General features: G+C 46.4%; 20 protein-coding genes and 1 pseudogene. 10 read left to right on the top strand and 11 right to left on the bottom strand.

All coding sequences use genetic code 11. The features are described 5' to 3' along the window. The first annotated feature begins 281 nt into the window (after positions 1-281). The 3 genes from QUA45_RS14195 (at position 282) to QUA45_RS14185 (ending at position 3182) form a co-directional block, all read left to right on the top strand. On the top strand, positions 282-986 hold the full coding sequence (locus tag QUA45_RS14195) for a hypothetical protein (RefSeq protein WP_333221189.1): 705 nt from the start codon (positions 282-284) through the stop codon (positions 984-986). Positions 987-1072: 86 nt separating this feature from the next. Continuing rightward, positions 1073-2008 carry a pentapeptide repeat-containing protein gene (locus tag QUA45_RS14190; protein ID WP_333221186.1) on the top strand — a complete coding sequence of 312 codons (936 nt, stop codon included), beginning with the start codon at positions 1073-1075 and terminating at the stop codon, positions 2006-2008. A 478-nt stretch (positions 2009-2486) separates the two neighbouring features. After that, the gene (locus QUA45_RS14185; RefSeq protein ID WP_333221184.1) at positions 2487-3182 is read left to right on the top strand and encodes a hypothetical protein; all 696 of its coding nucleotides are present in this window, start codon (positions 2487-2489) and stop codon (positions 3180-3182) included. Positions 3183-3269: 87 nt separating this feature from the next. Here the strand turns inward: QUA45_RS14185 and QUA45_RS14180 are convergent, their stop codons facing one another. From QUA45_RS14180 to QUA45_RS14145, 8 genes and pseudogenes are all read right to left on the bottom strand, one after another. After that, a complete protein-coding gene (locus tag QUA45_RS14180; protein ID WP_333095968.1) occupies positions 3270-3848 on the bottom strand; it encodes a Uma2 family endonuclease in 579 nt (192 codons plus the stop codon). A 205-nt stretch (positions 3849-4053) separates the two neighbouring features. Next, positions 4054-4245 (bottom strand): annotated as a pseudogene (locus tag QUA45_RS14175) (photosystem II q(b) protein); the annotation flags it as partial. A gap of 24 nt (positions 4246-4269) precedes the next feature. Beyond that, complete coding sequence (locus QUA45_RS14170) at positions 4270-5046, bottom strand: DUF6816 family protein (RefSeq protein ID WP_333095967.1); 777 nt, start codon at positions 5044-5046, stop codon at positions 4270-4272. 255 nt (positions 5047-5301) lie between these two features. Continuing rightward, positions 5302-5709: a ChuX/HutX family heme-like substrate-binding protein gene (locus QUA45_RS14165; protein WP_333221182.1), complete on the bottom strand. Its 408-nt coding sequence runs from the start codon at positions 5707-5709 to the stop codon at positions 5302-5304. 180 nt (positions 5710-5889) lie between these two features. Then, entirely contained in the window at positions 5890-6843 is a 954-nt protein-coding gene (locus QUA45_RS14160) for a PhoH family protein (protein ID WP_333095965.1), read from the bottom strand. 374 nt (positions 6844-7217) lie between these two features. After that, positions 7218-7706: a KH domain-containing protein gene (locus tag QUA45_RS14155; protein WP_333085049.1), complete on the bottom strand. Its 489-nt coding sequence runs from the start codon at positions 7704-7706 to the stop codon at positions 7218-7220. After that, a complete protein-coding gene (rpsP, locus tag QUA45_RS14150; protein ID WP_006633724.1) occupies positions 7678-7962 on the bottom strand; it encodes a 30S ribosomal protein S16 in 285 nt (94 codons plus the stop codon). The genes QUA45_RS14155 and rpsP overlap by 29 nt, the downstream gene beginning before the upstream one ends. Before the next feature lie 81 nt (positions 7963-8043). After that, entirely contained in the window at positions 8044-9378 is a 1335-nt protein-coding gene (locus QUA45_RS14145) for a D-alanyl-D-alanine carboxypeptidase (protein WP_333095963.1), read from the bottom strand. 351 nt (positions 9379-9729) lie between these two features. On the opposite strand from QUA45_RS14145, the gene plsX reads away from it, so the two are divergent. From plsX to QUA45_RS14115, 6 genes are all read left to right on the top strand, one after another. After that, positions 9730-10779 carry a phosphate acyltransferase PlsX gene (plsX, locus tag QUA45_RS14140; protein ID WP_333095973.1) on the top strand — a complete coding sequence of 350 codons (1050 nt, stop codon included), beginning with the start codon at positions 9730-9732 and terminating at the stop codon, positions 10777-10779. Positions 10780-10942: 163 nt separating this feature from the next. Further along, positions 10943-11944 (top strand): beta-ketoacyl-ACP synthase III, encoded by a 1002-nt coding sequence (locus QUA45_RS14135; RefSeq protein ID WP_333221180.1) that lies wholly within the window; start codon positions 10943-10945, stop codon positions 11942-11944. Positions 11945-12356: 412 nt separating this feature from the next. Beyond that, on the top strand, positions 12357-13238 hold the full coding sequence (gene fabD, locus QUA45_RS14130; RefSeq protein ID WP_333095961.1) for an ACP S-malonyltransferase: 882 nt from the start codon (positions 12357-12359) through the stop codon (positions 13236-13238). Between the two features lie 243 nt (positions 13239-13481). Next, complete coding sequence (locus QUA45_RS14125) at positions 13482-14195, top strand: PspA/IM30 family protein (RefSeq protein ID WP_333095960.1); 714 nt, start codon at positions 13482-13484, stop codon at positions 14193-14195. A 10-nt stretch (positions 14196-14205) separates the two neighbouring features. After that, entirely contained in the window at positions 14206-14904 is a 699-nt protein-coding gene (locus QUA45_RS14120; RefSeq protein ID WP_333221178.1) for a substrate-binding domain-containing protein, read from the top strand. Positions 14905-15114: 210 nt separating this feature from the next. Further along, positions 15115-15417 (top strand): substrate-binding domain-containing protein, encoded by a 303-nt coding sequence (locus QUA45_RS14115; protein ID WP_333221176.1) that lies wholly within the window; start codon positions 15115-15117, stop codon positions 15415-15417. 391 nt (positions 15418-15808) lie between these two features. On the opposite strand, the gene QUA45_RS14110 is transcribed toward QUA45_RS14115, so the two are convergent. From QUA45_RS14110 to infC, 3 genes are all read right to left on the bottom strand, one after another. Continuing rightward, entirely contained in the window at positions 15809-16285 is a 477-nt protein-coding gene (locus QUA45_RS14110) for a Crp/Fnr family transcriptional regulator (RefSeq protein WP_006635260.1), read from the bottom strand. A gap of 122 nt (positions 16286-16407) precedes the next feature. Beyond that, positions 16408-19452 (bottom strand): HEAT repeat domain-containing protein, encoded by a 3045-nt coding sequence (locus tag QUA45_RS14105; RefSeq protein WP_333221174.1) that lies wholly within the window; start codon positions 19450-19452, stop codon positions 16408-16410. A 108-nt stretch (positions 19453-19560) separates the two neighbouring features. Further along, positions 19561-20097, bottom strand: a complete 537-nt coding sequence (gene infC, locus QUA45_RS14100; RefSeq protein WP_006635262.1) for a translation initiation factor IF-3 — start codon at positions 20095-20097, stop codon at positions 19561-19563. Positions 20098-20514: 417 nt separating this feature from the next. Here infC and QUA45_RS14095 point away from each other — a divergent pair, with 417 nt between their 5' ends. Beyond that, positions 20515-21537: an alpha/beta fold hydrolase gene (locus QUA45_RS14095; RefSeq protein WP_333221172.1), complete on the top strand. Its 1023-nt coding sequence runs from the start codon at positions 20515-20517 to the stop codon at positions 21535-21537. The last annotated feature ends 148 nt before the right edge of the window (positions 21538-21685 follow it).

Genomic DNA, 21685 nt, shown 5'->3' with positions numbered 1-21685 from the left:
TTCGTTCGCTCAATTCTGGGATCTTCTAAGTCGGCAAAATGGTCGGCGATGGTGATTTTAGGTTTGAGTTTCATACAAGTAAACTCTAATTAAATGTTTTTTGGATACTCAAGAATTCTCCTCCAATATACCAGATTCTGTTAACATAAAATTTAGATGCGTTCGCCCTGGGTTCTACTGCACCTCTCCCAAGTCCTAATAATCAAGGGGATTATATAGGAAGAACTTATCATACTTATTGGGAAGTAGTAGACTCAGACCCAAAGGGGTTAAATTGTCGCATGAATTCTTCTTTTGAAGAATTTATGCGTGTTGACAACCGCACTCCATTTGATGTTTTTAATTGGTCTGTAGTTGGTGTTTTAAAACAGGGACAGCGTTTTGAAAGCTTTCCTGGTAATGCTGGTGTTACTTTCCGTGATACCAGGGGTTTACCTTGGCTTTTTGTAGGAAAAACCTACACTGCTGGTGCGGCGCAAGGTTATTTTATTCGCGCTAATAGTCAATTTGTCAAACCAATACAGATGTCATCGACTCGCGTACAACCCCAAGCGAGTCAACCGCTCACAAGTTCGACAGCACTACCGATGAAGCTTGGTTTTGACGAAGGATTTGGATCGATTGTAGTACCAGAAAGCGATACCAGAGCATCGGCCTATGGAGGACGCTTAAGGCGATATGATGTTCACATTGCTAAAATGTTTGAAGTCACTCACTTTATGTGTCAGGAGGGAACTTTAACACCCGGTATTATATGGAATTACGAGGCTGGAGGTGGCACGATTAATATGGGAAGTTTTGTAATAACCTGCCGACTTGCTAATCAAATAGCTAGTGCCTATGGTTTAGGTAAATCCGAACCTACGAATATTACTTTTTCGGCTGGTGAAATCGGTCGCCCTGATGTCAGAAGTTTCAACATTCCTATCCTAAATATTACAGGTGATAAAGTACCACGCTGGATAAGTTTTGTGCAGGGATTTTAGCCAGTGAGGAGGTAGGGCGATCGCAGAAAATAGGCTCTACTGTCACTTAGAGCAATGTACCTTGATAAAATAGTTGAGAGGAGTTTATGAATATAGATGAAAACGAACTGAAACAACTTTATTCAGAAGGCAGAAGAGATTTTCATGGTTGTGACTTAAGCGATGCTGATTTGACAGAGATCGATCTGAGCTTTGCTAATCTAAGTGGTGCAAATTTGAGCAATGCAAACTTAAACTATAGCAATCTAAGCTATACTAATTTAATCAGCGCTCAATTAAGAGGGGCATCTATTATAGAGGCTAATCTGAAATGGTCAGATATTATTTATGCAGAGTTGAAAGATACAAATCTTGAAGGAGCAGATCTAGATTGGGCTAATCTTAGAGGCGCTAACCTTACCAATGCTTACCTAAAAAAAGTAAAAAATATCGAAAGGGCTGATATAACCGATGCTATAGGATTAGAAAAACCCGAACACATCATTCGGAAAATAGAAGAAAAGAATATATATCAGCTAAATCTATTTTTTCCCGACGACAGAGTTATATCCGATTACAAAAAACAAAAAAATGAACCAAAGTATCAAGAGAGTTGTAATAAAAAACCTCCAGCAGCTTTATGGCCAAATATTTCAATACATACTAAAACACAGGGAATTCTGGCACAGATAGGACAAAAATTAGGCCATAAAGTATGGATTGCGGGAAACGATCACTCAAAGGAGTATATATTCGGAGAGCATAGATTGCGGGACAATACTTGCGAGGACTCTAGGCTCGGTAAGCTTAAGGAGTTAACAATGGAAGAATTCCCTGTTGGTGGATTAGACAAAAAGGTTGAAAAAATTAGTAAATTAATTGATGTAATATGGCTAGATACTCAGTTTAAAATAGTAGCATTATTTGAAATTGAATGCACTACTGCTATCCACTCTGGGCTATTGCGTATGGGTGATTTTGTGGCTAATGTCAAATTAAATCCCCTAACATTTATCGATCCCAATTTTCCATTTATATCGTAATTCCTAAAAAACGAAAGATGCATTTACAAACCTAATTATTTCGACCCATATTTCAATATCTTGAATTGCACAAAAGTTGTAAAGGTATTTATATAGAAGATATAGAGAGAGGTTGAGAAACTATTATCAAGCAAGGAATAGACCCAAATATTATTGATAGTATAGCCTATAGATTTTAGTAAGTCCTTACTTAGTAGAGTGCATCACCTCCGATAATCTATTTGATAATAATCTCAATTGGACGCACTTACATCTAAGCCTTGTGATGAAAATATTTTTATTTATCGTTATCATTGATTAATTTTTTATCAAACTCAATATCACCATCTGCGGCTTAAGCGGAATTGGTAAAAGCAATCTCGCCCTCAAACTCATCGAACTAACTCAAAGCGAATTTGATTATATTATTTGGTTAAGTCTCGCTGATAAACCCACACTTTCAACCGTCCAAACCGAACTCAAGCAATTTTTTGGGCGATTGCCACAACCCCCATTACCCACAGTCATCGATTATTTTCGATCTTCTCGCTGTTTAGTAATCCTTGATGACGTACAAAATATTTTTAAAAGCAGTCAATTAGCCGGTCAATATTTAGCCGGCGCTGAAGATTATGGCAAATTTTTCAAACAAATTGCCACATCCTCTCATCAAAGTTGTTTAATCCTCCTCAGTTGGGAAAAACCCAGAGAAATTACTGCTTTAGAAGCAGTAAACCTCTCGACGCAAACCTTAAACCTCAAAGGGTTAGGAGAACAAGCTGCTGAAATTCTGAGAGAAAAAGAATTAGCAGATGAGGAAAAATGGTCAGACTTGATCGACCTTTATCAAGGACATCCTTCCTGGCTAAATATCATCGCGGCTACAATTTTGGAATTATTTAACGGTAGCGTTTCCCTATTTTTAGCAGATGGAACAGCAGATTTATTTTTAGGTGAGTTAGAACCTATTTTAGAATCTCACCTAGAGCGTTTATCAGACTCAGAAAAAAAGGCGTTATACTGGTTAGCCAGTCAAAATGAAGCTGTAGATATTTCGCCAAAACCTGCTGATAGTGAATTATCCCAATCAGAATTTTGGCAAGCCATACAATCCTTAGCCCGACGCGGCTTAGTGGAAAAAATGTTAGTAGGAGCGCGATCGATGTTTTTTCTCAATCCCGTATTCAAAGCATAACTTCAGTGCAAGTTAAATATTATATAAGCTATGAGTAATTTCACCCGATCGCAACGCAATTAAACCAAAGAATTACTCTTTTCTATTCTACATCGATCGCATAAAAGCACTCACCGCATCATATTGGTCGGCCATCCGCGAATAAAACTCGATCGATCGCAAATCCAACTCCGGCAACAGTTCACTCTTACTCACCAACTCATATCCCGTTGGACGCAAGCAATAAACCGAAATTACCCCATCCTCCCAAAACCAAACCTCCTGCACTCCCACCCGACGATAGATTTCCAGCGCATCAATTCCACCACTCGTCACTGTTATTTCGATCGCCAACTCTGGAACTGACTTGCGTACACCCAAACAATAAGACTCATCTGGTTCCTTCCGTGCACCCAACTCCTTCATGCCGATGGTTGTACTACCACGCGCATAAAAACGAATGTCTTTCGTCCGCATATACATTTCTAAAAGCTGATCTAAAGTGTTTCTAGACTCTTCATGTTCCTCAGAAAAAGGAGCCATAATTTCTAAACACCCATCCAAATAAGTTAAACGCGCCCCAGTCTCAGCCAAATCTGCATCCAACTTTTCCAGAGTCTCCCATGTCACGTTTGACAGGAAAGCCACACCTGTATCCAATCCTGCTTTAGAAATTGCGACAACCATTTGACTTACCTTTTACAATCGCTTTTCTATAATATACGACTTCCAAAACTTGGCGTCTATCCTAATATTCTATTCTTTAGTCCGCGGAGGTGGAATTCGTTTGTGTAGACGCAGTTTCAACCGCCGAGTCATCGCAAAATTATTTTTTTTAAACAAAAAGCGCTCCTAGAAATAGGGCCGCTTTTTGATTATCTCAAGTTAAAAATTAACCATTGATAGAAGGAGCAACCATTGCTACTGGGGTGGTTTCACCAGCAGCCAAATCAAGCGGGAAGTTGTGAGCATTGCGCTCGTGCATCACTTTCCTACCCCAGTTAGCGCGGTTAATCACATCAGCCCAAGTATTGATCGCACGACCTTGAGAGTCGATAATCGATTGGTTGAAATTGAAGTTGCTAGGTCGATCGAGATGACAGCTTAATTATGCCCGCACCAACTCCAACCGATATCGATACAGAGCCACAGGATGCCCCCCAGCAGCAAAATAATCCGGGTCTTGCGGCGACAAATAAATCGCCGTCACCTGATCGGCCTCAATTCTTTTACTCGCAGAATCGCCATTTTCTCCGCCTCCAACAACTCGATAAGCCGTTGTTGTTTCCACCTCATTTAAATAAATATCAGACTCTCCCCGAAAAATCTGCTGAGAAATCTCTGTAGACACAAACTCGCGAGGATTCGGCGTTTCAGTGCCGCGACTGGTAACAATCGAAATTAATTGGCGTTCCCCTTTCAACACAGTAATTTGGCGGTTGGGATTGGTCGGATCGACTTTCACCGAAACTACCCCACCATCGCCTAAATAAGCCTTAGCAATATTCAAACCGTTAAAAGTGCGATCTGCTACAATCTTTTGAGCCTTTTTAAAGGTATAATTAGAAATTAACCCAATATTTTTTTCCGGTTGAAATCGCACTTTAAATAATACCGGATGCTGCAAATACTGGCGGTTGCTTTCAAGCCCTGGCGTGACAATATTTGGCGCTAAAGGAGCGGCTAAATCTACCAAAGTGCTAGCAACATTCCAATTCCCCGCCATCCAGTCGGGATATACCAAATCTCCCTTAGCTACAGCGATAGGAGGCTTGCTTTCCCAATTGGGAAAACTTGATATGCGATCGCTCAAAACCCCCGCCCTCGCACCGCCTCCCCACAGCAACACCAGCAAAACCAAACAAAAACTCCAAATTACCTTCATACCCAATTACACTCAAAAAACGCACCTTCTATCTCTATTTCTCTTCTTTATCTCTTCTCGACTTTCTCTGTGCCCTCTGCGGTTCATTAATTCAGAAATTAGACAACAAATCATTTAAACATCATATTTTATACCCTTTTCATAAACAGGCATCCTGCCTGTTACACAAAAATCAATTTTATTCTTGGGGGGAGTAGGGGTTGGGCAGGATCTCCCGCCCCCCAGATGCAATTTAAAGGTGAGAAAGCCTAGGTTTTAAAGCGCCTCAACAGGTACAGGTTCCCAAACCTCCCCGTATTTTTCCTTCAATTCTTGCCAATTTTCTACCTGTCCTGGTTCGTATTCCCCCGGCTTTCCCCACTGCAAAAACGCGCTCAAAGCAGCCTCATTTTGTTCGTCCAGAAAACGGATTGCATAAGTAGTAAAATTGCCTCTTTTAGCCTCGCCCGTTTCAAACTTCACCTGTTTTATTTTGTCCATATTCACATGAAACTCAAATATTTCGGCGTGCATATTGGCATAGTTACCCTTCGGCAACTCCGCATAAAACAGCTTGCGAATTGAACCGCGCACTTCCAGCACAGCCGCGCTGCTAGTCACGATTAAACGCAGCGTTCCCAATTGTTCGCAAGCTTCCAAGAATTCTTTCAGAGTCGCAGTCATATCAATTTTGGATTGTGGATTGTGGATTTTAGATTAAATCGATCAGAAGAAAATGGTATTTTGGAATTAGGAAAAGGAATTAGAGAAAAAAGGATAATTCTTCCTTCTCCCTTCTCTCGTAGATAACTAAAGCTTTCCTTCTCTCTAAGATAACTAAAGCCTTCCTTATTCCTTATTCCTTCATGTTTCGTGCAGTTCGTAAGCAGCGACGATTCGCTGCACTAGAGGATGTCGCACCACATCCGCCTGAGAGAATTCGCAGAAAGCAATGCCCTCAACGTTGCGTAGAATGTTTTGGGCGACTGACAATCCCGACTGTTGGTTTGGCGGCAAATCTGTTTGAGTGATATCGCCCGTTACTACCATTCTCGATCGAAAGCCCAGACGAGTCAACACCATTTTCATTTGAGCCGGCGTCGTATTTTGAGCTTCGTCTAAAATTACGAAAGCATTGCTGAGAGTGCGCCCCCGCATATAAGCTAAAGGAGCTACTTCGATCAAGCCTCTTTCCATTAAATCGGCCATTTTTTCAGGGTCGATCATTTCTTGTAGGGCGTCGTAAAGCGGGCGCAAATATGGATCGACTTTTTGCTGCAAATCTCCCGGCAAAAACCCTAATTTTTCGCCAGCTTCCACCGCTGGCCTGGTTAAAATCAGCCGTTCGTACTGCTTGCTTAACAGCGCTTGCACGGCGAAAATAGCTGCTAGAAATGTTTTGCCAGTACCAGCGGGGCCAATGCAAAATGTCAGGTCGTGCGTGCGTACTGCTTGGACATATTGCCGCTGCTTGAAGGTTTTGGCTCTAATTTCTTCGCCGCGGCGGGTTCTGGCGAGAACGTCTCGCTGCAAGTCTTGTAAATCGCCTTGGCGGTTGGTATCCAAAGCTTGGCGCGCCGTCTGGATTTCAACTCCGGTAATATTTTTGCCGGATTTCCAATAGTCGGAGAGCGATCTCACTAATTTATGACACAATTCTACTTGGCTTTTTGTGCCGGAAATCAGCAGTTCTTGCCCTCGCATTACCAGGTTAGCACCAGTTTGCTTAGAGATCATTTTCAGGTTTTCTTCTTGATTACCCGCCAGCGACATTGCGCTTTGAATGCTCGGTAACTCTATTGTTAATTTTTCATTCATGCCAACATAAGCTCCTCCAAATAAGCAATTAAAAGTTAACAACTAAACATTAAACCCGTCACTATTTGCGAACAAAAAGACGCCCATTACTAGGTTTTACCTAGTATCTAAGGCGTCTTTTAGATTTAGCTCCCAAATGAGTTTGGTGCTTGAGGCACAAATCAAATCTCCCTTCTATTAAGTCAGGCAATTTTAGATTTTAGATTGGAAATTTTAGATTTTAGATTAACCTGATGCCGCTGACATTTGAAATTTAAAATTTTACATTTGTTTCCGATCGCAAAACCGGCAATTTCAAACCAAACGGGTCTTGTAATACAAAGTCTACAACAGGCAATCTAAAATCTAAAATTCTTTCTGGGCTATGCAGTTAGTTAATAACCGGGAGTATTTCTGCTCGTTCTAAACGTAGGTGTGTTAGTACGGCGAGGTTGTTCTCTCGGAGTTCTGCTAGCTAAGGGACTCGGCGACGGAGGTGGCGTCCGGGGTCGGAAGTCGCCTCGCGGCTCCCGCGAGCCACGATCTGGGCGGTCGCGATCCGGACGATCGCGATCTCCCCTGGGCGGGCCCGATCCGCGATCGCCCGCTTCACCATCGTATATATCTAAGTACAGGGACTGACCCGCTGTTTGCGCCACCGCTTCAAGCGTAGTTCTAATTGCCTGAATATTGCGTCCGCCCCTACCGTACACCCGGCCTTTGTCGGGATCTTCAAAAGCAAGCCTAACCCAGACCCGCGATTGGCGCGGGTGCAGTTCGCAATCAACCCGCAAAGAGCCTGGGGTCTCTAAAAAAGGCCCAATTAAAAACTTAACCAGTCCAGCATAGTTGGGACTAGCTGACTGTTGCTGTGCTGGATTCAACGTTGGCTCCGGCTCCGACTTGTTCAAATACATGGGCTTTTCTCAGGATGTCACGCACGGTGTCAGTTGGCTGAGCGCCTTCTTGTAGGCGCTTGACAATCGCTGGAACATCCAGCCTGGTTTCATTATTTCTGGGGTTGTAATAGCCGAGCTCTTCTAGGGGACGGCCGTCGCGGCGAGTAGAACTGTTCATCGCTACAATCCGGTAGCTTGTCTCGCGTTTTTTCCCGTATCTCTTCAATCGCAGTTTGATCATCTTCTTGCACAATAGTCTTGTTCCAATTCTAAGCTATTTTGTCAGTGCTCCTTCCCCGAACTCCAACTCAACCCCTATTTCTTAACCTCCCACCAAAATATCACTACGATTTGCTGCCCCCAAGGCAGGTCTGGCACCGTCAATGTGCGGTGTAATTGCTAGTGGCAAAATCGATGCTGTTCCCCACTGCTGGACCAATTTTTGCAAAAATATGTCCTGCTGCGCTCTCAAAGAGTCCCAATCGGTGCCGCGATTAATAATTGCAAACCACACTAAACCCCGATCGCGCGTGGGTATGGCTCCAGCCAAAGCAATCACCGTGTCCAAAGTACCAGTTTTCACCACAGCCGATCGCGGAATGTGTCGGTGTTCCAAAGTTCCTCGATCGCGCCCTGACACCGGAAACAAGTCAGCAATCGTCAGCCCAGTAGTCTGAAGGTTGCGGGCTATCGCCTGCAGCATCCCACAAGCCGCCCTCGGAGACATCTGATTTTCCACTCCCAATCCCGAACCGTTAACTAATTGAAGTTCCTCCTCTGGCACCCCCGCAGCCCAAGTCGCTTGCTGCTGCACTATCTTGGCCCCGCCCAAATCGTCTGCCAGCATCTGAGCCATTTCATTGTCGCTGTGGACGTTCATCTGCTTGAGAATTTCGGCTAAAGGAAGCGATCGGCGTTTCAGCAGCAAATGCCCCGAACTCACAAATTTCTCAGCAATGACGCTGCCGGCAACTGTTACTTGCGGTTTTCTAGTTCCTGGAGCCATCTTAGAATACATTGCCACCACGTCCGGAGGCCAATTGCTACCCTCAAGAGCTTGCCGCAGTATCTCCCCCGCGGCCAAAGGATCGGACTCGTAATTCATGCGGAAATTGCCTGTCACTACCAAATTGCCCGCCACGCGCTCGATACCCATTTGATTGAGAGCATTGCCAACGGCGATCGCCTCCTCCCACACGAACAGCGGATCGCCCCCGCCGCTGACCACCAAATCTCCCTGCAACACCCCATTCCTAATCGCCCCCGTTCCCCGGAACCGCGTTTCAAACTGATAATCAGGGCCCCAAGTTTCCAGCGACGCCAGAGAAGTCGCAATCTTAGTCAGCGAAGCCCCAGGCATCAGCACTGTCCCCTGCTTACTTACCAGTGGAACAATTCCCGCTTGCACCCAAATTCCCTGATTGCCCTCAATCAGGTTCTTGTCCTTCAAATCTTTTAAGTATTCCCGCACCGTCGCTTCTGTTGGCAAGTCGGGATTTGCTACATCTATTCCCCCAAAAGCCAAATCTTCGGCCACCACTAACGCGGGTATCCCTCCCCGCCAAGCCAGCACTGACGCAGCATTAGGCCCGACACTGCGTACCCCAGCCATGTCCAGCCACAGAGACATGATCCCCGAGCTAAATAAATCCAGCATTTTTTACTCCTAAAGTCAATCGATTTGAGATTTGAGATTTTAGATTGAAGAAAGCGCTTCCACTGATAAATCCGGAGGCTTGTGATGAGGATGGGCAGCTTTTCTCTCCCTCCACCGATGAATCCGGGGGTACCTGACTAAAGTGCTTGCGGTCATGTAAACTATTCCATTGATTTTTTCAATTTGCAGTCAAAAATAGTAAAGTAGTGACAAAACAAGTTCTATCAGAGTAGTCGGAAATGAGAATTGTCCGATCGCCGTTGCGAGCGGATTTTAGTTCTTTATTCAGACTTCTGGATTCACGCTCCTGACTTCCTGGTAGAATTTTTAGTGTTTCTCAAACATTGGTCAATGGGATCGACACGCGCAAGAATTGCAATAGACGCTATGGGTGGGGATCATGCCCCCGCCGAAGTTGTAGCTGGAGCGCTTAAGGCACAAGAAGAATTAGGCGTAGAGATTTTGCTGGTGGGCGACCCCCAGCAAATAGAAGACTCGCTCCGGCAACAAGACGCGATCGGCCGCGTCTCTACAGGTCAGCTAGAAATCGTTCCTTCTGAAGGAGCGGTGGAAATGCACGAAGAACCTTTGAGTGCTCTCAAACGCAAGCCCAACGCTTCGATTAACGTAGCGATGAACTTGGTAAAGCAGCAGCAAGCTGATGCTGTGGTGTCCGCCGGTCACTCCGGCGCGGCAATGGCTGCTGCCCTGCTGAGGTTGGGGAGGCTCCCCGGAATCGATCGCCCTGCCATCGGTGCGGTTTTGCCGACAATGGTACCGGGCAGCTCTGTACTTATTCTCGATGTCGGCGCTAATGTGGACTGCCGCCCCAAATTTTTGGAGCAGTTCGCTCTTATGGGAACTATTTACAGCCAGTGCGTGCTGGGCGTCGCCGAACCTAAAATCGGCCTGCTCAACATTGGCGAAGAACCTTCTAAAGGCAACGATGCAGCGGTGCGTACCCACCAGTTATTGGTGGACAACCCGAACATTCCTTTTGTGGGCAATGCCGAAGGCCGCGACGTGCTGTCTGGAAAGTTCGACGTGATTGTCTGCGACGGGTTTGTTGGCAACGTGTTGTTGAAGTTTGCCGAAGCCGTGGGCGAAGTCGTAGTCCAGGTGCTTAAGGAAGAGTTGGTCAAAGGGCTCCAACATCAAATTAACGACCCTATGCTGCAAGAAAGCCTCAAGGGGTTTAAGCAGCGGGTAGACCACGTTGAACACGGCGGCGGTTTACTATTGGGCGTTGCTGGAGTTTGCATTATCAGCCACGGTTCGTCTCAGGCTGCCTCGATTTTTAATGCCATTCGTTTAGCGAAGGAGGCTATTGACAACCAAGTGCTGGAGCGAATTCGATCCTCCAATCACCAAAGCGCTATGGAACAAGAAGCTGTGAATTAGAGGCAGTAAGTAGGAATTAAAAATTAAAAATGTAAAATTAAAAATGTCAGCTTAAACCAACTGTTTTGCTTAAAAAAAGTAATTTCAGCAGTTTAAAAAATAATTTTAATTGGTAGTTTTTAATTTTTAATTTCTCGATCGAACAGCGAGTAAATGGAGAGGAATGTTGCAGCAATCAGGGTTCGGCATTGCCGTCACGGGTAGCGGTTCTTGTACACCGCAGGTTTCGCTGGATAATAACGGTTTGAGTCAGATAGTAGAAACTTCTGACGAATGGATTGGGGCGCGGACGGGCATTCGTTCCCGCAGGCTGGCGGACGATCGCACTTCTTTGTGCGATTTAGCTTCGGAGGCATCGCTTCAGGCGATCGCAATGGCAGAAATTTCGCCGACAGATATCGATTTAATTATTTTGGCGACTTCCAGTCCTGACGATTTGTTTGGCACTGCCAGTAAAATTCAATATCAGTTGGGCGCGACAAAAGCTGTAGCGTTTGATTTGACAGCAGCTTGTTCGGGCTTTGTTTTTGGTTTAGTTACAGCCTCGCAGTTCATTCGGACAGGGGTTTATCAAAATGTTTTGCTCATCGGAGCCGATATTTTATCTCGCTGGGTGAATTGGTCGGATCGGGGTACTTGCATTCTATTTGGAGACGGTGCAGGTGCGGTATTATTGCAGGCCTCAGAAGTCGATCGCTTTTTGGGCTTTGAAATTCGTAGCGACGGAACGCAAAATTCCTCTCTCAATTTGGCTTACAAAGCCGAGTCAAAAGGATTAATTGAGGGCGTGAATATCGCCCAAGGTGGATTTCATCCCATCACCATGAACGGTCAAGAAATTTATCGTTTTGCCGTAAAAAAAGTGCCGGAAGTCATAGAAAAAGCTATGTTTCGGGCAAATATCAGCGTTGCTGAAATTGACTGGCTGCTGTTGCACCAAGCCAATCAGCGGATTCTGGATGCAGTTGCCCAAAGGTTAAAGATTCCCCCCGAAAAAGTAATTAGCAATTTGGCGAATTACGGCAATACCTCAGCGGCTTCAATTCCCCTTGCCTTAGACGAAGCCGTGCGTCTGGGTAAAGTTAAAGCGGGCGATACTATTGCTGCTGCTGGTTTCGGTGCAGGTTTGACTTGGGGGGCGGCAATTTTTAAATGGGGAAGATAATATTTGGCGACCGTTTGTAAACTTGCTCCGGTTATTGTCGGGAGTTCGATCGAGTAAAATACAAATCCTTTAACACGCCATACCTAAGGCAAGGTTCGCAGCGGTGCACCACCTCGACATCAGTTATTGACAAGCGCGTGCTGAAATGGAAAATCCTCTATTCTTCGATCGACTTTCCCCGGCTTGAAGGTGAAAATTTTTGTTACGGCTATTAATTAAATTAAAGTAGCAAAAAAAATATAAACCTGGTAAAAAAGGCAATTATATGTTATAATTGTGAGTCGCGTGAGTCGCGAGTAGATAGTTCGTTAACCGAAAGATAGCGGATACCAGCGAGCGAAGTTAGAAGCGGGAAAGAAAGAATTTTTGCAATCACCAATTAGCAACCACCAATTAGCAGATTACCGGAAAAATGACTAAAACAGCATGGGTATTTCCCGGACAAGGTTCCCAGGCGATCGGGATGGGTGCAGACTTATTAAACTTGCCAACAGCCAAAGCCAAATTTGAGCTCGCTAAAGAAATTTTAGGCTGGTCTGTCCCGGAAGTTTGCCAAAAAGAAGAAGCAAAACTATCTCGGACTCTCTACACTCAGCCTTGCTTGTTCGTAGTAGAAAGTATTTTGGCCGACTTAGTGCGAGAAAAAAGCGATCGACCAGCGGTAGTTGCCGGTCACAGTTTAGGAGAATATGTTGCCCTATACGCAGCAGGCGTCTTTGACTTTGAAACCGGATTGCGTTTAGTCAAACGCCGCGCCGAACTCATGGAAACTGCCTCTGGCGGGCAAATGGTGGCTTTGATCGGGTTCGACAGGCAGGAACTAGAATTGCAAATTCAATACAGCCGAGACGTAGTGCTGGCAAACGACAACAGCGAAGCACAAGTCGTGATTTCTGGAACGCCTGCAGCAGTAGAAGATTTGCTTGCCAAAATCAAAGTCAAACGCGCCGTTAAATTGAATGTTTCCGGTGCGTTTCACTCTCCCCTGATGGCATCAGTGGCGGCAGAGTTTCAGCTAGCCTTAAAGTCTGCCAGGTTTTCCGATGCTAAAATGCTGGTGCTCTCGAACGCAGAACCCTCCGCCACTACCAGCGCCGCAACTTTAAAGCAGCGGTTGACTCAGCAGATGACCAAAGGCGTGCGGTGGCGAGAAATTTCCCTGCAATTGCCACAACAAGGAATTGATCGGGTAGTGGAAATTGGCCCCGGCAAAGTTCTCACAGGTTTGATCAAACGGACTTGTCCCGATTTAGCGCTGGTAAATGTTAGTAGTTTTGCAGATTTACCCGCTTAATATATTTTTAGCCTGTTATTAAACGGCAGGTTATAAAATTGAGAGTTAACAGGCCTGAAGATTGCCGAAAAACAAATAGCAAAACAGGCAAATCCGAATATTGCCTGTTTTGCAAATGGGGGATAGACGATCCAGACAGTTAAAAAATATTAATCCAAAATCTAGAAATCGATCGACCTGACGGGGCGATCGACAATTCCTGATGTAAACTAGGCGTAAAAACCAAGCTTATCTGGTACTTATATGAAAAAAGTCCTTTATTGGTTGATGGGTGACAAGGCAGGCAGAACCATCGTAGGTGCGTGGAACTGGATGTGGGGACTGCCCGTAGAATCCGGCGGCCAGGTGTCGGTGGCGGTAGCCGAAGAGTCACTGCGATCAATGCAAGAATCAGTGCAAAAGCTAGCAGCAGCAGTCTCTACCCAAGTTGCAGCCTACCAGCGCGCCAAAACTAAATATGAAGAAAAAGTTAGGGAAATGCAAACCCTAGAGCGCCAAGCCATCACAGCCCAGCGCAACGGCAACGAAGAAGCAGCCCGCTTGGCAATGGCGAAGGTAATTCAGACAGAACAAATCCTGCCGCAATTAGAATCCCAAGTAAAACAAGCCGAACAATACGTCAACGCTTCCAAAGACAAGCTAAATCGAGAACGGATGAAGCTGGAAGCTTACAAAACCGATATGCAAAATATGAAAGATATGGCCGAGATTAACGAAGCCCTCGGAGCCATATCCAAAGTCAACAACGACCTCAGTATCGATTCAGCTCGATCGCAGTTTGAGCAAGCCAAAAACGCCGTCCACGGCCGCCACCTCAAACAGCAAGCTTTAGCAGAAATATCTGAGAACCCCCAAGAAAGACTTCAGGCAGAATTAGAAAATATGACCTTAGACGATGAAGTTAATCGCAGGCTGCAAATGTTAGACGACTCCAACAACAAAGAACTTCCCAACTAAGGAGAATTTTATGGCTAAGAGCGGGCCTCCCCCCATAGTTTTTATTCTGTTATTTCTGTTGCTCGCCGGTGGCGGTTGGTTCTTTTTTCTCAACAAACCAACATCCCAGGATGCCAACAACACCCCGACTCCCACACCGGCAGGCAATGCTGTCGCACCTCCAGTCGCGCCAGTAGTCGGCGGCGCTTCGCCTGTTGCGGCTAGTTCCTTTGCGCTTGCAGCTTCCGTGCCTGCGGGTACGGCGGTGAGAATTGACGGTTCCACCAGCATGGTGACAATCAATCAGAACCTCAAGAACGGCTTTCAAGGCAAGTTTTCCGGCACGATAGTCGATACCAAAGCAAACGGTTCTGCAAAGGGAATTCAAGATTTGGTCGCAGGAACAGCCGATATTGCAGCGATATCGCGACCTTTGACGGCTCAAGAACAAGGTCAGGGTTTGGCAGCGGTGCCTGTTGCGCTAGATACGATCGCCCTTGTAGTCGGCATTAACAACCCCTTCAAAGGAGGTTTAACCTCGGTTCAAGTTCAAGATATTTTCAAGGGAAATACTCAAGACTGGTCGAAAGTCGGCGGCCCGGCGGGCCCGATTAAAGTAATTAACAGACCGGCAGTTAGTGGCACTCACCAAACGTTTAAACTGGACTTCCCCCATAAAAATGTACTAACAGTCCTAAAACTCTTACTCTACAAAGGATGCAACTGTTGAGTAAAAAATTTGTACCCATTTATAAGCAATAGCTGACGCAGGATCTCGCCCTCAATTGTTGTAGATTCAATATAATTGCCGAGCGCAAACAGATATCAATCATCTACATGGGTACACATTTTTTACTCAACAATTGAAACCTTTGTGGTTTGAGGGTTTTGAGCCTGTGTAAGTATATTTGCAGGGGGGGAAGTTCAGTTTAAAGAACAAGTGCTTGGAGGTGGCGAGTTTGGCACGACGCGAAATACTACCACGCTCGATCGAGATGCGACAACTCCCCTGCTGCAAGCTTTAGGCAACAATGGCATTGGCTATGCGACTTTCGCTCAAGTAGTCAATCAGAGAACGGTGCGCGTTGTTCCCGTCAACGGTGCGACGACGGATGCGGGTAACTATCCTTACAAGCGGCAGTTGTACTACGCCTACAAAAATCCTCCTAGCCAAGCAGTTAAGGATTTCTTGGGCTATGCCACTTCTTCGGAAGGACACAAAGCCATGCTGGCAGGAAATTGAGCCTTTGCACACAAAAGTCCGACATTCACTGAAATAGTCCACCCGACTCAAGTCTGGCGCTACACAAGCTTCCCCCCGCGCAGGCGGACTTCTTCTTTAACCGGAACTTATATCAATTCCGCCAGCGCCGGAATGATGTCATATCCGCGCTTGATCGTCATGGTAAAGTCGAATGAAGCTGCCAACAAATATCAACGCAATTTTCAGTTTTTTGACTCACAGTCAACAGTTACAGCACTTTCCTGGTAAGTGCTTTAAGATGCGATTACCCTAGCCTTGTGTAATCTACCAAAGAAATTGTGCGTATTCGTAATCGCTATTCGCACCTTAAAAAAGATAAATTGTGCAGAATTACCGATCGACTAAAAACACAATTCCCAATTCCCCAATGTCATCGCATTTCCGCAACTCTCACAGTCTCTGTAGGTGGCATAATTGCCTCTTTAGCATTCAACTTTTGATTCAACTCCCGAATCCGGCGCGACAGCAAGCGAATAATATTCACAGCAATTCCCGGCGTTTCATCAATCGCATCGTATAGCTGCATTTGAGTCAGCATCAAACACTCGGATTGTTCGAGAGTAGAAATAGAAGCCGATCGAGGTTCTGCATCAAACAGCGACATTTCCCCGAAACAAGCCCCCGCTTTCAACTGTGCCAAATCCCGATCGCCTATATGGACCCGCACCGTTCCCGATACCAAAATATAGAGAGACCGCCCTTCTTGTCCTTCCGTAAAAATCCTGTGCTTGGAAGGAAATGAAAGTTCATCCATTACCGATGCTAGACGCACGAGAAAATCATCCCGCAGTTCCTTAAAAATCGGAACCTCCCTCACAAACAATAGGCGTTCGACGCTTGTTAACATAATGAGATGCAATGATTAATTTAAACTTAAAAAGGGGAAGGAGAAGGGGAATAAAAACGGTTGACAATTGACGGTTAACTGTTGACTGACAATAACAACTGCCAACTGACAACTGACTAACGTTACCTTTTTCCCCCAGCACCCAACTCTGCCATCATCTCTTCAACTTGAGCGGATACCAAATTATCGGGGTCATTTTGCAGCCTGGGCAACAATTCGACCAAAGCCCGCGGCGAGGCTATTTTCAAATAGGCTAACACTGCTTCGCGGACAAAACCCGTCGGGTGTTGCAGACATACAAGAGTTTGTTGAGCGGTAAGACTCCAGCGCGCTTCCCTCGCCAAGTGAAAGCAGCAGGCCAAGGCCCAATCCGAAAGGAAGTGGCGCAATTCTAGCAAGCGGCGCAAACGATCGCTAGGGGCTAGAGGTTTGTAAACCATCAATTCCGAGAGGTTGCTCAATTTTTCTCTTTCCGAGTGTTGATCTAACAAATTGATGAGCGATCGCTTCCTAGCTATATCCACAGTATTATCGAGAATTTCCAATCCCCTAGCAACCAAAGAAGGTTGGCCTGAAGCGATGTTGAAAGCAGCGGCTTGTACCGTGTCCAGCGGATAAAGAAACTTCATCAGCAAAAAACACCGCTCCCTAGCATCAGCTTCCAACCCCGCCAGAGCCCGCTGCAACAATTGAGCCGTATCGTTCCCCGGTTCCCGGCGGCTGTTGCCCTCTCGCTCTGAGAAATTGCCGTAGCTTGTTACCCCAGACAAATCTACCAGAGCTGCATAAATTTGACCGATAAACATTAACTCCTGTTCGATGAGAGTTTCCAAGCCGCTACGGCCGATGCGGTCTAGAACCCCTTCTATCCCCGCTTCCGAAGGCATTTTCAACAGGATGCGGAGGATATTGCGCCTCGTCGTTCCCCAAGCCGTCATCAAATTGCTCACCAAAATGTCTATCGCCTCCGGAGTCCCAATTTGACCGAGAGCGGTCCAAGCCTGCAACCTAACCAAATCCGACTTGTGGATGTCCTCAGCCAAATACACGAGCAAAGGAATGGCGTCGTTGTGAAGTTTGACTATAGCCTGCAAAGCCGCTTCTCTAGTCGATTTGTAACCAAGTCCGCGCAGCAGCGAAGGATAATATTCTTCCGAATGAGTAGACGAAATCACGTCTAACAGAGCGCATCGCACTCGCAGAGATTCATCTTGCAACAGATTGGGGATATGCAGCCGCAGTCCTTGCAAATAATCAGCTTCTCCCAGAGCCCGCGTCCCCATAACACGTTCCCGCTCTTGCTTGTGTGTCAGCATTTGCCGCAGCGTATTAGTAGCCTCTGCCTTTTGCTGGCGATCGCCCCTTCTCATAATTAAAGCAGCCGCCGTACCCCGCACCACCGGATCGACCGTCGGCTGCAAGTAAGGCCGCAAGCTCTCAATATTCGGTTCAGCTTCCGTCAGCCAGATGTAGCGCAAAGCCAAGGCCAGAACCTCCGGCGGTAATGATTGCTGCGAGAGTGCGCGGACAGATTCTAAATATGCGGGGTTCGGGTGTTGCAGCATCGTTTCCAAGCTCTGGCGCTGCAAACCTGGGGACAGGGAATCGAGGAGGGGAGCCAGAACTTCTCCGACATTTTTGGGGTCAATTTGCGTCAGGAGTTCTATGCAAGAGCGCTTTTCATCTTCGCCCCCCGGCTTTTGTAGAGTTTCCACCACTGCGCGCTTGAGAGCTTTGAGGTCAACGTCTGTGACGCCCAAGCGCCCCCGCTCCGCACTTTTGACCAACAAACCCACGTATTGAGAGCGGATCAGCCATACGACAAACACCCACAACATTGCCAATATTACGATCGCGCCAATAAATATCAAGCTTTGCTGGTCGTGAAATATATTTTCGTCTTGCTGGGGGAGTATTTTGCCTGTCACCCACAGCATAATCAGGATGCCTACTCCTGTAGCTCCGCAGGATAAAGGTTCGCCCACACCGTTGACCAAAGTTTGAATTCCCGATCGAATATTGTCGGGAATCGGTTGAAATAAAACCGGGCTAACGGTTTCCAAAAGCGTGTAGTGAAGCAGTTCGTCTAAAAATCTCAGCAATATTAGCCCGATAAACACAGATACTAGCTGGCTCAGAGATGCTCCTATGGTCAGCACCCCGAGTATAGCGATGCCCGCCGGCAAAATCATCGCCGTCACGAATACACCGATTCTTTCCACCAACCTGCTCGAAGCGAACCACTGAGTCGCCACTTGAAACAAGCCTTGTATGCCTTCATAAATGCCCAGGAAGCTAGCGATCCAGCTAGCTCCGTCTTCCGGGTTTTGGTATTCTAACTGGCTGTAAAATTGGAAATCTACCAGCACGTAGACGACTTCTGCGAGGATGAAGAAACTGACTAGAGGTACGGCGTATTTTTGTAGCGGGCCTGTAACTTTGCGGGCGGTAAATTCTTCTTGGTCGTCGTCTTCGTCGTCATCCGTCCAGTGAGCCGTTTCCGGGAATGCTTGGCTGTATTTTTCCGTGAGGTAGTAGAGCAACACCGAGCCTGTCGCCACCATCAACCCCGATATGAGGGTAACGTTTTTGAGTCCAACTACGTACAGCAAAACAGGCAAAGAAAACCCGCTGACTACTCCAGCCACTAGATAGCCGCTGCTGACTAGCGGATAGGTGCGCTTGATTTCTCTAATGTTAAACAGTTGGTTGGAAGTGATGGAAGTGTTGAGGTCGTTGAGGACATAGCAAGCTTCCACCCACAGCCACATTAAAAAAATAGTAATAAAAGCGATGCTGATGCCAGCTATCTTAGTATTTTCGTAGCCGATGCCGAATCGAAACAAAAATAGCGGTACCGACATCATACCCAGAACCACTACGACGGTGCGCCTCAGCGGCAGGATTTTTTGCAGCCACGAGTAGACAAATCCCAAGCCAGAACCGATAAAGGCGCTGGCTATGTAGATAAAGGGCATTTTGTCGGCACCGTACTCGTCTAAAAACAGACCTACTGTGCTGAGTTCCAGCCAGATCAGCCCGACGGAGGTTAGAGTGTAGACGAGGAACATCAGTACGGTTCGCTCTACTTCTTCCGATCGCAGGTTGAGCGATCGCAGCACTCCTTGTCTTACTCCCGCCGAACCGCTGATTTGAAAATTTTCCATGCAGCGTTGATTTCCCTGTGTGGTAGCTTAATTCCTGACTAAATTCGCAAGTCATCAGCTATCAGTCACCAGCTTATGACTGATGACTGCTTACTAATGACTATCTATTTATACTTTCTTGGGCGACAGCAGCATCATCATACTGCGTCCTTCTTTTTTGGGGGCTTGCTGCACTTCTGCGATTTCCTGCAAATCTGTGGCCATGCGCTTAAGCAAGTCCTCTGCTAGGTTGCTGTGTTGGATTTCCCGACCTCTAAACATGATCGTGGCTTTTACTTTGTCCCCAGATTTGATAAAGCGGTCTGCTAGTTTGAGGCGCACTTGGTAGTCGTGTTCTTCAATTTTGTAGCGCATCTTCACTTCTTTAACATCGGCAGTGTGCTGCTTCCGCTTTGCTTCTCGCGCTTTCTTTTCCTGCTCGAATTTGTACTTCCCGTAGTCCATTACCCGGCATACGGGCGGGTCAGCTTTGTCGCTGACAAGTACGAGATCGAGTTCTTTTTCTTCTGCCAGGCGCAGCGCTTCTGCAGGCGTCAATATCCCTAGTTGCGCGCCGTCGGTATCGATTACCCGGATTTTGGGGTATCGAATATTTTCGTTGATCTGGGGTAGGTTGCGATTTTGTCTTCTTTCAATCACAGGCATGAATGGTTTTACAAGCAGTAGTTTAATAGCGAAGCTTCTTGATAGTTACAGGTTTGATCTGTCAATATTTCACGATTGACGATCGAACTGTTTTATAAGGTGTTACCCTTACCGGACGTACTACCGCGCCCTGTGTCCCCTCCGCTAAAGCCTTGGGGAATATTTGGACGATCGTAAATGAATTCTTACAATACTTGCTATTCTACTCAGTCTGGCTGGGTTTCTGCCTAGTTTTATTTTAACTTCACACACGATCGCCCGCCCTGTTGCCCGATTGATGACAAAACCGTCAAAAATTCAGGGTAAAAGCTTAAGGATGAGGTACAGCCGCTTTTCCTAGCCCATCTCGCCCGGTCTGGCAAGTCCCCCAAGTCGCCTGATTTGCCTTGTAGAATAGGTATAAGCAAGTGTAAATTTATGTTGCGAGCTGAGGCAAAATTGACAAATTCTCTGCTGTGGCACCAACGGGTGGGAACTCAACGAGACTGGATGTGGCGGGGTTGGCAAACTCGCTACACTTATTTGCGGCCGACTTTGGGGCGAAATCAAGGCGCGCTGGAATTTCAAGATTCTGCGGCAGAACCAATGGTCCCGCGCGCATCGGGAACGCCGATTATTTTACTGCACGGGTTTGGAGCTTCGATCGGGCACTGGCGACAAAATCTCGCCCAACTCGCCGAAAACCAAACCGTTTACGCCTTGGATTTGTTAGGGTTTGGCGCTTCCCAAAAAGCTCCGGTCAACTACTCTGTGTCTTTGTGGGTCGATCAAGTTTATGATTTCTGGCTGACTTTTATCAGAGAGCCGGTAGTCTTGGCAGGAAACTCGATCGGATCGCTAATTTGTCTGGCCGTAGCTGCAGCTCACCCGGACATGGTAGCCGGCATCGTGATGATTAGCCTCCCAGACCCCTCTGTACGAGCCGAAGCGGTGCCCGGATGGCTGCTTCCGGCGATCGAAGCTGTGGAAAGTTTGTTTGCTTCTCCGATCGTACTCAGGCCTTTGTTTTATTTGGCCCGCAAGCCTTCCTTTGTCCGTCGCTGGGTTGGCTTTGCCTACTCCAACCCCGAAGCTGTTACCGACGAATTAGTTGAAATTCTAGCAGGGCCTGCGGGCGATCGGGGAGCTGCCCGCGCCTTCTGCGCTTTATTTAAAGCTGTAGGCAGTTCAAAATTTTGCCCCAGTGTCAAGATTGTGATGCGAAATTTAACAATCCCCATGCTGTTAATTTGGGGCAAACAAGACCGGATGATTCCCCCTCGGTTCGCCCGACCCCACCAATTTGTCGAATGCAATCCCAATTATGTAGAGCTAGTGGAATTAGATAATGCGGGCCACTGTCCCCAGGATGAATGCCCGGAACAAGTAAATCAAGCAATTTTGAACTGGATGAGCCGGAATTTTACACCTATGGGCGAGAGCCCATTGCAGCACTGTTGATTAGACATGAGGTCGTGGATTACTAAGATAAAAAAATAACTTTTAGGTATCGATCCCCCTCAAAAATAACTTTGCTAGAACTCCATCCCCCTGGTGGTATGGTATAGCAGATGTTGAAGGCGATCGCGACGAGCGGAGCGGGTAAAAA

The sequence above is a fragment of the Microcoleus sp. Pol12A5 genome, assembly GCF_036701435.1.
In the GTDB taxonomy this organism is placed as follows: domain Bacteria; phylum Cyanobacteriota; class Cyanobacteriia; order Cyanobacteriales; family Microcoleaceae; genus Microcoleus.
Note: the sequence above shows the minus strand (reverse complement) of the source record. Positions and strands in the feature narration are given on the sequence as shown.